Genomic DNA, 14169 nt, shown 5'->3' with positions numbered 1-14169 from the left:
TTTCAACGCAAGCGAAGACGTGAGCGCGCTGTGACGCGCGAACGGTTTTCCTTGCTTGGTATTGCGCGAGGTTTGAGTATTTCTCTCCTCGCAGGCGCGCCAATCTGCCTTCGAGCTTAAAGCGTAGCGCGAGAAGGCAATTTGGAGCGCTGAGCAGCTCAAAGCAGAAGCACTGCTTCTGCGCTGCGAAGACGTGAGCGCGGCTAATCCGCGCGAGCAAAACTCCTTTACGGGGGTCTTATGAACGTTAATATTCCAAGGCCTCAGTATGGCGCTATTTATTGCTCGTAGAGAAATACATCAAACCTTCTGGATATCTAGAACTTTTGCGTTGTTTTCATCACCGAGATTCTCGATTTTTCTTGCTGCTTCAGCGAATCACCATTTCATGCTGAGGTTCGCTTCATCCGCTGCGAAAAATCTCGAATCTCTACATCGCTTAGTGTAATCATGTAGTGTGATTATGGAAGATTTTGCGGTTTATAGTTTGCGGCACAATAGACGTATGGTATCTAAAGGAAAACCTTCGCCTAGAAGCGCAGTTAAGCCGCTCAGCGATGAGCAAGTAGAACGCTTAGCGCGAGCACACAAATTAGTTGATCCTACTTATTACTATCCAACGGGCGCGCGTACGCCAAACACGGCAGAAATCAACGCGCAAAATCCAAAGGCAACCGAACGTCTGCTTGAAGGAACGTCTCGCGTGCTTAGATCTCGTTGCAAAGTGCGCGCATGGGGATTGGAAAACGTGCCAGAAGAAGGCGTGTTTATAACCGCTTGCACGCACGTTACAATGTTCGACGTTTTTGTGCCAATGACGTCTCTATTCCACCAAGGTCGCCGTCCGCGATATATGGCAAAAGCAGAGCTTGCAACTTGGCCAATCTTAGGAAAATGGTTCCAGCTTGTTGGCATGCAGCCAGTGCCTCGCAGAAGCGGAAAAGCGCGCGAAATCGAAGAAGAATCGATTAAAATCCTAACAAACGGCAGGCCGCTTAGCGTATGGCCAGAAGGAACGGTTACGCGCGACCCGCAAAAATGGCCTATGAGCATGAAGCCAGGAATCGGCATTATTGCGCTCGAAGCATCGCGCAGGCTGGGGCATCAAATTCCGCTATTTTGCGCTGTTACATGGGGTGCTGCAAGCATAAATCATTGGTGGCCGTGGCCAAAGAAGAACGTTGTAATGTGCTACGATGCGCAACTTGACTATTCGGATCTTCTAAAAGATATGGAGCAGTGGGGTGATTTGCCGCCTATGGAATCTGCTGCCGAGCTGGCTCGTCGCGTGCGCGTGCGTATGACGGAAATTATGGAAGAGATTCGCGGCGAAAAATCGCCAGCTGGATACTTCGATTACAAGCTTATGAAGCGAGTGGAAGAATAATCGCACTAAATGCGCGTTTTGCTAAGTTGTAAATCGTTATTAAAGCGTTTGCAAAATCATTAGCAAATCATTAATAAAGTCTTCACAAAATGCCCGTAAAGCGCACTGTGTAGAATTGTGTAATAGTGTGATTATAAGTTGATTATAAGTTGACTGTAAGTTGACTATGAGTTGAAAATCGCTACAGAATGGCTTGTTACCAAAGTAGTTTAAACTCACAATCGAAAGGCTAGGCGTAAACATGAACGTTACGGTGTTGGGTGCTGGAGCTTGGGGAACCGCGTTTGGGCAGGTGCTTGCAGACGCGGGAAATCAAGTGACGATGTGGGCTATAGAGCCGCAAATTGTTGAAGGCATTCGAGATAATCACCGCAACGAAGTGAGGCTGCCAATCGTAGAGCGTTTGCCAGAAAATATGACAGCAACTGGGGATAGAGCAGAAGCTGTAGCAAACGCAGACATTGTAGTTGTGGCAATTGCAGCACAGTTTGCGCGCGTTGCACTCGAAGAATTTGTGGGCAAGATTGCGCAAAATGCGATTGTTGTTTCGCTTATGAAGGGCATTGAGCGCACAACCGGAAAGCGCATGGACGAAGTTGTGTGCGAGGCTTTGAACTTACCGCGTAACCGTTTTGCAGCGCTATCGGGGCCAAACTTAAGCAAAGAAGTGGCACTAAGGCAGCCAGCCGCAGCGGTTGTGGCATGCGAGAATCGCGCAAACGCCGAAGTGGTGGCGAAGGCTTGCTCAAACAGTTACTTTAAGGCCTTTGTTTCCACCGACGTAATCGGCGTAGAAATGTGTGGATCGCTTAAAAACGTGGTTGCGCTCGCAGTTGGCATGGCTCGAGGCGCGGGTTACGGCGAAAATACAGCGGCTATGATTGAAACTCGTGGACTCGCAGAATTGACAGCGTTGGGCGTTGCGGAAGGCGCAGATTCTCGCACTTTTGCAGGGCTTGCAGGCTTTGGAGATTTAGTGGCAACTTGTGGGTCTCCTCTAAGCCGAAATTACACTTTTGGATCAAATCTTGGTAAAGGCATGAGCGTTGAAGAAGCAACAGCTGTGAGCAATGGTGTTGCGGAAGGCGTGCCAACTACTAGCGCGGTTGTAGCAATGGGCAAGCGTTTGGGAGTTGCAACTCCGCTTGCAAGTGCAATGGCCTGCGTTCTAGAAGAAGGAATCTCGTGCCAAGAGATGCTTTCAATGCTTTTTGATAACGATGTTTGCGAGGAGTAGTGAAGCGCGAAAGTAGCAATTGCGAAAGCCGCGCGTAAATCGTAAGCATGCAAATCGTAAGTGCGTTAGTCGTGGTCGCGTTAATCGTAAGCAAAAATAATAATCCAAAATAACTAAAATAACTAAAATAACTAAAATAATCTAAGATAGATAAAATAATTCAAAATATATAGAGGAAAAAAATGACAAAAAAGCGCGTAGTGTTTTTGTATGGTGGTAAAGCAGATGAGCATTCGATTTCTTGCATATCTGCCGCTGGCGTGCTAAGTGCTGTAGACGAAAGTCGATTTGAGATTGTACGCATTGCAATCACAAAGCAAGGCGAGTGGATTGTTGGCGGCGAAGATCCGCGTAATTTCCGCATGGAGCAAGGCGAGCTGCCAGTAATCACAAAAACCGCGCAAACGCGCGATGTTGTGCTAGATCCAGCAAAGGGCGCAGACGGATTTTTGGTGCGAGAGGCGGATGGCACGCTTACAAGCCTAGGCCATATTGACGCAGTCTTTCCAGTTCTTCACGGGCCAAACGGCGAAGACGGCACTTTGCAAGGCTTGTTAGAAATGATGCAAGTCCCGTATGTTGGTTGCGGAGTTTTGGCATCTGCCGCATGCATGGATAAGTATTATGCAAAGCAGCTTTTTAAGGCGGCTGGAATTGCTGTTGCTCCTGGAATTGCACTGGACGCGCGCAAGTTTGAAAGTGACGCGGAAAATCGCTTCGGCTCGTACGCAAACGAAATTCTTGAGCAAGTTGAGGCTGCAAAACTAGAGTATCCGCTTTTTGTAAAGCCAAGCCGAGCAGGGTCTAGTTTTGGAGTTACAAAAGTTGAATCGCGCGATGCTAAGGCCTTGGCGCAAGCCGTTTTTGAGGCTTCAAAGCACGATTGGCGAGTGTTGGTAGAGCAGGGAATTGATGCGCGCGAGATTGAGTGCGCGGTTCTTGCAGCGCGCGACGGTGAAGAACCAAAAGCCAGCTGGCCTGGAGAAGTTGTGCTCGACAAGCGCCAAGCTGGCGAAGACCAGTTCTACGATTTTGACAGCAAATACATGGATTCCGCAGCTTCTCACGTTGAAGTGCCAGCAGATTTGCCAGAAGAAACTTTGCAACGCGTGCGCAAAACGGCGCTCGCAGCATTTAAAGCAGCAGATGGCAGAGGGCTAAGTCGCGTGGATTCTTTCGTTACTAAAGATGGCCGCGTAATCCTTAACGAAATCAACACAATGCCTGGATTTACGCCAATTTCCATGTATCCAAAGGCTTGGGAAGCAACTGGAATAAGCTATAGCGATTTAATCACAAAACTTATTGAAGGCGTTATTTTAGATTAGACGGAGGTAAAAATGCGTAAACAGCGTAATCTTGCAAACAAACAGCAGCCAGACGCGTACACGATTGCGCGCAGACGTCAAGGAGCTGTAGGAGTGTCGCTGTGCGTGTTCCTATTTACGTGGATTCTTGCAACGCTTTTAATTGGCGAGTTGATTGGCTTGTTTGTTCCAAAAGGTGTTTTAAGTCCTTCGCTAAGCTCCTTTGTTTCTTCGGATGTTGCGCAATACTTAATAGCGTTGCCGCTTGCAATGCTTGTTCTAAGACGCACTCCAGCAATAGAAACTCGCAAGTTTACTATGTCTTTGCGTCAATTTGGCGGATTCTTTGCCGTTAGTGTGCCAATAATGTATGCAGGAAACTACATTGGACTTGTTGCTTCTGCGCTTATTTCTGGCGGAAAAGCCGAGAACAGGATTGCAGACATTGTAGCAGGCGGAAACGTGTGGGAAACGCTGCTTTTTGTGGTATTTTTAGCGCCAGTTGTGGAAGAATGGCTATTTAGAAAGCAGATTATAGACAGGTTGCGCGTGTATGGCGAAAAGCGCGCGATTGTGTTCTCTGCGTTGGCGTTTGCGCTTTTCCACATGAACATGTTCCAATTCTTCTACGCTTTTGGACTTGGTCTTGTGTTTGGATACATGTACGTTCGTACATCGCAGCTTAGGTACAGCGTATTTTTGCACATGATTGTAAACTTCCAGGGAAGCGTTATAGCAATGTGGATTTCAAACAACATGATGGATTCAAACGGAGATCTTATTAAGGTTGAAAACTTGAACACGCAAGAGATTGCGGATTTGGCTCCTGGCTTTATGTTTATAGGCCTTTATGCAATGTTTATGATTGTTATGTTTGTGTTTGGAATTGTGCTACTTGCGCGACGCAAGAGGTACCTTGAGTTCTACGATTCGCCGCTGGAGATTCGCGGGAGCGCTGGAACAAAAGCGCTTTACGGAACTGTTGGAGTTATGGGATTCTTGATTGCGTCCGTTTTGCTGAATTTGCTTATGCTGTTTGTGTAGGCTGAATCTGTTTGTGCAAATTGAATCTGTTTGTGTAGGTTGAATTTATTTAATTGAATATTGATTTAAGTTAGGAGGCGTTTATGTTAGACCAAAACAATTTAGAAAGTGCTCAATGCGCAGATGACGATTGCTTTGCCGCAGATCCAATCCGTGTGGGTCTTTTAGGCGCCGGAACAGTAGGATCGCAAACAGCGCGTTTAATAGTGGAAGAAAACGCGGACTTATCGGCGCGAATCGGCGCTCCGCTAGAGCTTGCGGCAGTTGCGTGCTTGCATCCCGAAGATGTGGACGCGCCTTGGATTGCCAAAGATCTTTTAAGCGCAGACGCGGGGGCGATTTGCGAACGCGAAGATATAGACATAATCGTTGAGCTAATTGGCGGCTTAGAGCCAGCGCACACATTTGTAAAAACTGCGCTAGAATGCGGAAAATCGGTTGTAACCGCAAACAAGGCGTTGCTTGCAAAGTTTGGACCAGAACTCTACGAGTGCGCACAAAAAAGCGGAGTGGATTTAAGCTTTGAGGCGTCTGTGGCAGGCGCAATCCCAATTTTGCGTCCACTTAGAGAGTCGCTTGTAGGCGACAAAATCACGCAAATTTTTGGAATTGTAAACGGAACTACAAACTACATTCTTGACGAGATGACGGTTCGCGGGCTTGATTTTGACTCGGCTTTGCGCGCAGCTCAAGAAAAGGGGTACGCGGAGGCGGACCCTACGGGAGACGTTGAAGGATTTGATGCAGCAAATAAGGCTGCGATTTTGGCAACTCTTGCGTTCCAGATGCCAGTAAGCATTGATGACGTTAGCGTTGAAGGAATTAGCGCGATTACGGCAACAGACATTGCTGCGGCTGGTACTGAAAATCGCGTGATTAAGCTGCTTGCGGCGGTTGCAAGCGACACGCGTGGCGCGGTGAGCGCAAGCGTTTACCCAGCGTTGGTTAGCAAAGAGCATCCGCTGGCTTCCGTTCATGGCAGTTTTAACGCCGTTTTTGTTAAGGCGCAAGCGGCGGACGATCTTATGTTCTACGGCCGCGGCGCGGGCGGTGCACCAACAGCAAGCGCGGTGGTTGGAGATATTGTTGGAGCCGCTAGAAACATAGCGCGCGGCTGCAATGATGCTAGCGTGGCAATGTATAACGCCAAATCTTTGGCTTCCACGCAATCGATTCGTGCGGATTTTGTTGTACGATGCAGCATGGAAGATACCTCGCTTGCGCTTTGCGACGAAGTGATGGATGTGTTTGAGGCGCATGGAGTAAACGCGGAACGATTGCCTATGCTTTGCCAAACTCAATACGATGGCGAAGGTGATTGCCCAGCTTGCGGAATCGGCGGCCCTGGCGATTTGCGTGTGCTTGTAAAAGATTGCAGCGAGGCGGATTTGCGCGCGATTATTGCGGATTTGCAAAAGGTGGATGCTGTGTGTGCAAAGCCTCTTGCATTGCGAATTATTGAGTAATTGAGTAGTTGAGTAATTGAGTAGGCTGCTCGAGTGGAAAAGGTGCAAAATGAAACCAGTATGCAACAGTGTGTCAGTTTGCGTGCCAGCAACCAGCGCAAATCTTGGGTCTGGATTTGACGTTGCAGGAATTGCGCTTGATTATGCGGATTCGCTAGTTTTTACGCTTGATGATTCGCTTGATGATTCGCAAGATGTTCGCGTGATTATTCATGGCGAAGGCGAAAATACGTTGCCAAAAGACGAGACGCATCTTGTTGTTAGCGCGTTTCGCAAAGCGTGCGAAGCGTTTGGCTTGCCGCGTTTGCGATTTACTCTAGAAGCGCATAATCGCATTCCGCAGGCGCGCGGAATGGGGTCTTCCGCCAGTGCAATCGTTGCAGGTGTGGCGGCGGCTTGGGCTTTTGCGCATAGTGGGGATCTTAACAGGCAGGCGATTTTTGAGCTTGCGGCGGCTATTGAAGGTCACCCAGACAACGTTGCTCCAGCGGTTTTTGGCGGATTAACAACCAGTTGGAAGAATGGCAGTGAGTTCCACACAGTTCGATACGGCGTTTCTAAGCAAATTCGTGCAACGATTTTTGTGCCAAACTTTACTCTTTCAACGCAAATGGCTCGCCAAGCGCTGCCAGAAAAAGTGCCGTATGCAGATGCCGTGTTTAACGTTTCGCGCGCTTGCTTATTGCCGATTGCGTTTGGTGATTCTGCCGATTCTTGCGTAAAATCCACTCTTTCTAGAAACGATTTGCTTTTTACAGCTACTCAAGACGCTATTCACCAGCCGTACCGAGCAAGCCTTATGCAACCAACTTGGGATTTGGTAAAAGCTTTGCGAGACAAGGGGTTTGCGGCTGCGATTTCGGGAGCTGGATCTTGCGCAGCGGTGTTTTACGAGGAAAAATCGCAAGCTTCCGTAGAGGAAAATAACGCTACTAATATAAGCAAAAAAACTGTGGCTGCAGAAATAGAAAAAATTGCAAAACCGCTTTTAGTTGGCTGCGATTGGAAAATTTTGCACGTGCATGTTGATTCTATTGGCGTTGCAATAACTCGCGAATAATTTGTGTGAAGTTGTAAGTGAAGTTGCAAAAAGAGGGAATATGAAAGTTTCATTGATTTTGGCTTCTCAGTCTCCTGCAAGAAGAGCGGTGTTGGCTGCTGCAGGAGTGATTCCTGTGATTCACGTGAGTGAGGTGGATGAGCCAGCGGCTTTGCGCAATGCTGCAAATGCGCGAGGTGTTAGCGTGGAGCAGATGAGCGCCGAGGAGCGCGTTTCGATTTTGGCGCGAGCAAAGGCTTTTGCGGTGTATGAGTCGTGGAAGCTTGTGGCGAATGCAGCAGCTTCGGCTAGTGGCGATTTGGTTGTGGGGTATCCGCTGGAAGCGGAGGCTGCTGAGGCTGAGGATGAGTCTGAGAATGCAGAATCTGAATCTTCTGAAACTGCTAGTAGCGCTTTAGCAAGTGACTCGCAATCGCATATAACGCATAACGTAGATACCGCGCAAACTCGCGATTTTTCTGGCGTAAAAGTGCCTACCAAGACTTTTGATATTCACGATTTTGCGCATATGAATGAATCTTGTAAAGATTGCAACAGCGTGCTTATTGTTGGCTGCGACTCCATGTTTTTACTAGACGGCGAATGTTACGGAAAGCCGCATACTCCTGAAGTGGCATTTGAGCGAATCAAGCAAATGAGCGGAAAAACTGGAGAATTGTTTACTGGCCATTGCTTAATCGACGCAAAAAGTGGCAAAACCGTGTGCAAAGTGAGTCGCGCAAGCGTGACTTTTGCACATATGAGCGATGAGGAAATTCGCGCGTACGTAGAAACTGGCGAGCCGCTGGAAGTGGCAGGATCCTTTACGTTAGAAGGCTTTGGCGGGGCGTTTATTGAGGGAATTCAGGGCGATCCGCATGGAGTTCTTGGAATCAGCTTGCCGCTGCTAAGGCAGATGGTTGGCGAGCTTGGGTACGCTTGGCCAGATTTGTGGAATAGTCGCAAGCTAGAGGGCGAGGCGATTAAAGACGATCCAGCTTCCGAAGAAGTGCCTAAAGAAAACGTGCATCAGCCAGGAGACGGATGGGTGATGTGCGATTGTGGGCGCAAGCATTGGGGGCATAATGGCGCGGCTGGCGTGCTGCTTGCTAGGCGAGACGAGGCCACTGGGCGCGTGAGTCATGTTGTTATGCAGCATCGCGCGCTTTGGAGCGCGGAAGGCGGCACGTGGGGGATTCCTGGCGGCGCAATATCTGATGGCGAAACTGCGATTGAAGGCGCGCTGCGCGAGTCGTTTGAAGAAGCGAACATAACGTCTCAAGACATTGATGTTGTTGGAGCGTATTGCGAAAATCACGGGAATTGGCGTTATACAACGGTTTTTGCGTTTGAAAAGCCAGGGCATTGTGTGAATCCGTGCGCGCACGACGACGAGAGTATGGAAATAAAGTGGGTGCCGATTGATGATGTGCCGAAGCTCAAGCTGCTTACGGCAATGCGCACGGATTGGCCGTCTTTCCGCGCTCGCCTCGATTCTCTAGCATCGACTCGCTAGTTGCGCGCATGTGGCTGTGCGCTTTTTGTAGTTCGACACGCCGTGAATTAGCTACAAAGTCGGGGAAAACTTCCGCTTTTTGTAGTCGATTTTGCCGTTTTGAACAACATTTTCGGGAAATCCTCTTGCTTTGTAGAATTATATTTATGCGCTGATGCATGCTAGTTTTCTGCTAGTTGTTAGAAGTTTATGGCTTTGCGAGATTTTGTAGTTTTGTTTGTGATTCATTGTGGGTTTGTGCTAAGCGCATAAAAATAAAGCAAACTAAGCAAGTAAATAAAATAATTACGTAAAAAACTTGCGCAAAGACTAGGGGAATATTATGTCTAATATGTCGAAAATTAAAAAAGAAACTATTGAAGCAAAAGGCTTTACAATTCAGGTTTATACGGAAGATTTTAGGAATGATTACGTTAGTTTAACCGATATTGCGAGATATAAAAACAAAGAAGAGCCTAATGTGGTTGTTGCAAACTGGATGAGAAATTACAGTACAATAGAGTATTTAGGCATATGGGAGAGACTAAACAATCCGAATTTTAAACCCATCGAATTCGAGGGGTTTTTGAAAGAAGCTGGTAGCAATGCTTTTACGCTATCTCCTAAAAAATGGTCAGAAATCACGAATGCAATAGGTTTACTTGTAAAATCCGGTAGAGGTGGTGGAACTTATGCTCATAAAGATATAGCATTTAAGTTTGCAGCTTGGATTTCAGCAGAATTTGAACTATATATTATCAAAGATTATCAAAGACTTAAATCTGATGAGAACTCAAGGCTTTCACTGAATTGGAATTTGAACCGTGAGATTTCGAAGATTAATTACAAGATTCATACGGATGCTATTAAAGAATATTTGTTGAAGGATTTGACTTCTGAGCAGTTGATGTATAAGTATGCAAATGAAGCAGATTTGTTAAATGTTGCACTGTTTAATAAGACTGCTAAGCAATGGAGAGACGCAAATCCTAAGTCAAAAGGCAACATTCGAGACGAGGCAAGTATTAATGAGCTTCTGGTATTGGCGAATATGGAAAGCTATAACGCTGTTTTGATTTCTAAGGGTTTGCCACAGGCAGATCGAATGGTGGAACTTAGAAATTTGGCGCGAACGCAGATTTTATCTCTTGAGAATTTGAATAATTCTGGAATAAAAAGTTTGGATTCCGTGCTAAAAAATTGAGTTTAATCACTTTTTAATTCTGAGCTTAATACTGATATTTACCTCGTTTTCGTGCGCTCCGACATGCCTTTTCGCTTAGAGCGTAGCGCGCGAAGGCAGGTCGTCGCACTTGCTTTTGTTTCCCAAATTGGCCAAAACGTAAACAAACTCGGGCAAAAAGAAACAAACTCGGGCATGTGTTCCTGCATTTGTTTCCCATTTGACCCAAAACGTAAACAAATGCGGGCAAAAAGAAACAAACGCGGGCAAAAGGGAACAAATGTGGTAATGTGTGAATCGCCTTGCGTGAGCGCATGTTATTTGACGTTGCAATATGGCATACTAGAGAACGGTGGCGCTGCAAGCCGCCAAAGCGTTCGACGGCGTCGATCCCCTCGCGCGATTTAGCGCATGGTTTTAATCGAGGCAGGTGTCCGCTGTCGCGCAGCTAGACTTTATTAACAGCCCGAGGGGTGGCTCGCATAAGCGTGCTTATTCCAGGCTAAGAGCGCGAGACGATTGCAGCGTTTCGCTAGGAGCATTGTGCCCAGAGTAACGCGAGAAAGCTTCAACGTATCTGAAGCAGATGATAATAAAAAAGAAAATGAAAATGTTAGCGTAAATTCTAGTGCTTTTGATGGCGCCGCTGACAATAATGCTGCTGCCGCTAATGCTGCGTCTGCTAGCGCTGCGTCTGCTCGAGTGGGCGGCGTTGTTAATGTTGTTTCGGGAGACGCTTCTTCGAACGGCCAAAATTCTGCTACAGTAATCAGGCGCAGGCGTTCTGGAAGGCGTGTTGTTAGGGTTGCTGGTGCTGCTGGCGAATCAATGAAGTTGCACGTTGAAGGCGGAGTTAATGAGGATTCTCGTGCAGATTCGCCGGTCTCGCGTGTGGATTCTCGTGCAGATTCGGCTACTTCAGCGGATAATTCTTCTGCACAGTCTCAGTCACAGTCTCAATCGCATATACGTCCAATAACATCGCTTCTATTCCAAGAGCCAGTTTTGCCGCAGCGTGCGCATTCTGCGTCCAGCAGCGATTTAGATTCAAGCTACGAAGGTTCAAACAGCAGTCGCGATTCGCGTAGTCAAAGTGAAAGCAAGCGCAGCAGTCGCGATTCGCGCAATGGTCGTAAGCTGTCTGGCAGCGGCTCCGACTTTAGCGATAATCTAGAAAATAAGGACGATTTTAGCGAAGATAGCAATCGTTCTTCTAGAAAATCACGCAAAACTCGATCCAGCAAGTCTTCTGCAAAAGGCAAAGTTACCCGCGAATCGTTTGATGAGAATTACGATTTGCAAGATGACGATACTCAGCTGATTCGAGTGCGCTCCAGGGCAAATCGCGATGATAAAAACGCGCGAATTGAGCGAGATGGAAGCGTTGCTAAAGATGAGTTGCAGGCAAGTGATAGTGACCGTAGTGACCGTAGTGACCGCAGTGATTACGCCAGTCAAAACTCTCGTAAAACGCGCAAAAATCGTAGACTTAACGCCGCCGAGCGCAGGGCTGCTGCCGAGGTTGAGCAAATCGAAGAAGACCTTGAGTACGACGATATAACCTACGCGCCAATCGAAAATCGCAAGGCTGGCAAAGCTTCCAGAAGGCTTGATGAGGGCGATTTTAGCAGCGATTTTAATGTTGATTTTGAAGATGGCTTTAGCAACGATTCTGGCAGCAATCGCAATGATAATGCGGATTTGGATGAAGACTATGCAAAAGAATCGGATTTGCAAGACGATGAGGACGGCGTTGTAACAAGGCGTCGCCGTCGTAGGCGTTCTTCTAGAGTCGATAGGGCTGATAGGGCTGATAGATCCAGCCGCGCAGATAATGCCAATAATTCCAACGATTCCGAAGATTCTTCCGATTCCTTCGATTCGGGCGTAAGCAAGTATGATGTGGACGAGATTGAGGTTTCTCAAGAAGACCGCAATTTGATTCCAGACCCAGAGGAATTGCAATCGCAAGACGAAGGGATTTACACGCGTAGGCGTCGCCGTCGTAGGTCCAAGTCTGCCGACGATTCTAGCCAGAGTGATCAATCGCGCTTTGATACAGTAGAAACAGATTCGCAAAGTCGCAGGTCTAGAAAACAGCAGTATATTGACGAAATCACGGATATTGAAGGATCCACAAGGCTTGAAGCCAAAAAGCAGCGTCGCCGCGATAATCGCAGGGAGCGCAACCGTCAAAACTTGTTGATGGAGCAAGACTTTTTGGCAAGGCGTGAAAACGTTGACCGACTTATGGTTGTTCGCGAGCGCGATCGTCACACGCAAATCTCCGTAATAGAAGACAACATTCTTGTTGAGCATTACGTTTCCGACATTCAAGAAGTTGCAACCGTTGGAAATATTTATCTTGGCCGCGTGCAAAATGTTTTGCCAAGCATGGAGGCTGCGTTCGTAGACATTGGTCAGGCTAGAAACGGTGTGCTTTACGCTGGCGAAGTCAACTGGGATGCAACCAGGCTAGAAGGCCAGCCGCGCAGAATGGAGCTTGCTTTTAAGGCGGGAGACCCTGTTTTAGTGCAGGTTACAAAGGATCCTATAGGCCATAAGGGTGCGCGATTAACTTCGCAAGTAACTCTTGCTGGTAGGTTCCTTGTGTTGGTGCCGTCTGGAGCAATGACGGGCGTAAGTCGCAAGCTATCCGACCGCGAGCGCAGCCGACTTCGCGCAATCGTTAGTAAAATAGCGCCTAAAGACATGGGCGTAATTATTCGCACGGCCGCTGATGGCGCTAGCGAAGAAGCAATCGAAAAGGACCTTGAGTCGCTTGTAAAGCAGTGGGATCGCATAGAAGCAAAGCGCCAGGAATTCTTGCACGGAAAGCGTCCAAAGCTGCTGCAAGGCGAGCCAGACGTTGCGATTCGCGTTGTTCGAGACATTTTTAACGACGACTTCCAAAAGATGATTGTGGAAGGCCAGGGTGCGTACGACCGTATTTGCGAATACTTGGAGATGATGGCTCCAGATTTGCGAAGCAAGATTGAATACTGGGATCCTGCCGAGCATGAGGGCAAAGACGTGTTCGATAAATGGCAAATCGACAGCCAGCTTAGAAAGGGCATGGAACGCCAGGTTTATCTTCCTGCGGGCGGGTCGATTGTTATTGATCGCACGGAGGCAATGACCACAATTGACGTGAACACGGGTCGTTTTATTGGCCGTGGAAAGTCGCTGGAAGAGACTGTAACTCGCTGTAATCTTGAAGCTTCCGAAGAGATTGCGCGCCAGCTGCGACTTCGCGATATTGGTGGCATGGTTATGATCGATTACGTAGACATGGTTATGCCAGCAAACCGCGATCTTGTTTTGCGCAGGCTTGTTGAATGTCTTGCGCGAGACCGCACAAAGCATCAGGTTGCGGAAGTTACCTCTCTTGGTCTTGTGCAAATGACGCGTAAGCGTGTTGGGCAGGGCTTGGTTGAGGCGTTTTCGGAAGAATGCCCAACTTGCAAGGGCCGCGGGTTTATTCTTCACGACGAGCCAACTGTGTCTTCGGAATACGCCGATCCGTACGCGCTTAAGGGCGGAGATCCGTTTATTAAGACCAATAAGCACGGCCATGGAAGCCTTGCGGATCCAATTCCTACGACTAAGCAGGAGTCTAGTGCAGATGTTCGCGCTAAGTTGGCTAAGATTGCGGCTGCGGCGGCGTCTTCTGCGTTCTTTGAGGAATCTTTGCGTAAGAGCTTGGATAGCGGCAAGGACGATAAGGACGAGGCTGGCGACTTTTCGATAGATGAGATCGAGGAAGAATCGCCAGCAACCGAGGAGTTGCAGGAAGTGACGAGCGAATCGCAAGAAGCAAGCGAAGAGTTAGAAACCTCCGATTCTCCAGCAGAAAGCGAATCGCAAGAAACGGGCGAATCGCAAGAGACAACAGACGAATCACAAGAAGAAAGCGAAGAATCCGAAAACTAAAAACGCCCCAAAGTATAAGGCTCGAGTACAATGGTTTCTACTGTTTAACTCGGCTTTATAAATTAGCCCTTGACGTTA

General features: G+C 47.8%; 9 protein-coding genes. All 9 read left to right on the top strand.

Annotated elements, in window-relative coordinates; translation table 11 throughout:
• The first annotated feature begins 505 nt into the window (after nt 1-505).
• The 9 genes from HMPREF3216_RS01335 to HMPREF3216_RS01295 all read left to right on the top strand — a co-directional run bounded on the left by HMPREF3216_RS01335 (nt 506) and on the right by HMPREF3216_RS01295 (nt 14091).
• Entirely contained in the window at nt 506-1387 is an 882-nt protein-coding gene (locus tag HMPREF3216_RS01335; RefSeq protein WP_060786620.1) for a lysophospholipid acyltransferase family protein, read from the top strand.
• A gap of 241 nt (nt 1388-1628) precedes the next feature.
• The gene (locus tag HMPREF3216_RS01330) at nt 1629-2624 is read left to right on the top strand and encodes an NAD(P)H-dependent glycerol-3-phosphate dehydrogenase (protein ID WP_060786592.1); all 996 of its coding nucleotides are present in this window, start codon (nt 1629-1631) and stop codon (nt 2622-2624) included.
• A gap of 182 nt (nt 2625-2806) precedes the next feature.
• Complete coding sequence (locus HMPREF3216_RS01325) at nt 2807-3952, top strand: D-alanine--D-alanine ligase family protein (protein WP_060786591.1); 1146 nt, start codon at nt 2807-2809, stop codon at nt 3950-3952.
• 12 nt (nt 3953-3964) lie between these two features.
• Complete coding sequence (locus HMPREF3216_RS01320; RefSeq protein WP_060786590.1) at nt 3965-4975, top strand: CPBP family intramembrane glutamic endopeptidase; 1011 nt, start codon at nt 3965-3967, stop codon at nt 4973-4975.
• Nucleotides 4976-5058: 83 nt separating this feature from the next.
• Entirely contained in the window at nt 5059-6441 is a 1383-nt protein-coding gene (locus tag HMPREF3216_RS01315; protein WP_060786589.1) for a homoserine dehydrogenase, read from the top strand.
• A gap of 49 nt (nt 6442-6490) precedes the next feature.
• Entirely contained in the window at nt 6491-7501 is a 1011-nt protein-coding gene (gene thrB / locus HMPREF3216_RS01310; protein WP_060786588.1) for a homoserine kinase, read from the top strand.
• Nucleotides 7502-7541: 40 nt separating this feature from the next.
• Entirely contained in the window at nt 7542-8996 is a 1455-nt protein-coding gene (locus HMPREF3216_RS01305; RefSeq protein ID WP_060786587.1) for a Maf family nucleotide pyrophosphatase, read from the top strand.
• A 322-nt stretch (nt 8997-9318) separates the two neighbouring features.
• Complete coding sequence (locus HMPREF3216_RS01300) at nt 9319-10179, top strand: KilA-N domain-containing protein (protein WP_196485413.1); 861 nt, start codon at nt 9319-9321, stop codon at nt 10177-10179.
• A 522-nt stretch (nt 10180-10701) separates the two neighbouring features.
• On the top strand, nt 10702-14091 hold the full coding sequence (locus HMPREF3216_RS01295; protein WP_060786586.1) for an Rne/Rng family ribonuclease: 3390 nt from the start codon (nt 10702-10704) through the stop codon (nt 14089-14091).
• Nucleotides 14092-14169: the final 78 nt, after the last annotated feature.

The organism is Gardnerella vaginalis (genome assembly GCF_001546455.1).
Taxonomy (GTDB): domain Bacteria; phylum Actinomycetota; class Actinomycetes; order Actinomycetales; family Bifidobacteriaceae; genus Bifidobacterium; species Bifidobacterium vaginale_B.
The sequence above is the reverse complement of the archived record's forward strand: the minus strand, read 5'-3'. Positions and strand labels throughout refer to the sequence as shown.

What these genes read in the sequence shown, in the direction of transcription:
- HMPREF3216_RS01305 (WP_060786587.1), top strand. Translation starts at nt 7,542, where the DNA reads ATGAAAGTTTCATTGATTTTGGCTTCTCAGTCTCCTGCAAGAAGAGCG.
- HMPREF3216_RS01320 (WP_060786590.1), top strand. Translation starts at nt 3,965, where the DNA reads ATGCGTAAACAGCGTAATCTTGCAAACAAACAGCAGCCAGACGCGTAC.
- HMPREF3216_RS01330 (WP_060786592.1), top strand. Translation starts at nt 1,629, where the DNA reads ATGAACGTTACGGTGTTGGGTGCTGGAGCTTGGGGAACCGCGTTTGGG.
- HMPREF3216_RS01325 (WP_060786591.1), top strand. Translation starts at nt 2,807, where the DNA reads ATGACAAAAAAGCGCGTAGTGTTTTTGTATGGTGGTAAAGCAGATGAG.
- HMPREF3216_RS01315 (WP_060786589.1), top strand. Translation starts at nt 5,059, where the DNA reads ATGTTAGACCAAAACAATTTAGAAAGTGCTCAATGCGCAGATGACGAT.
- thrB (WP_060786588.1), top strand. Translation starts at nt 6,491, where the DNA reads ATGAAACCAGTATGCAACAGTGTGTCAGTTTGCGTGCCAGCAACCAGC.
- HMPREF3216_RS01335 (WP_060786620.1), top strand. Translation starts at nt 506, where the DNA reads ATGGTATCTAAAGGAAAACCTTCGCCTAGAAGCGCAGTTAAGCCGCTC.
- HMPREF3216_RS01300 (WP_196485413.1), top strand. Translation starts at nt 9,319, where the DNA reads ATGTCTAATATGTCGAAAATTAAAAAAGAAACTATTGAAGCAAAAGGC.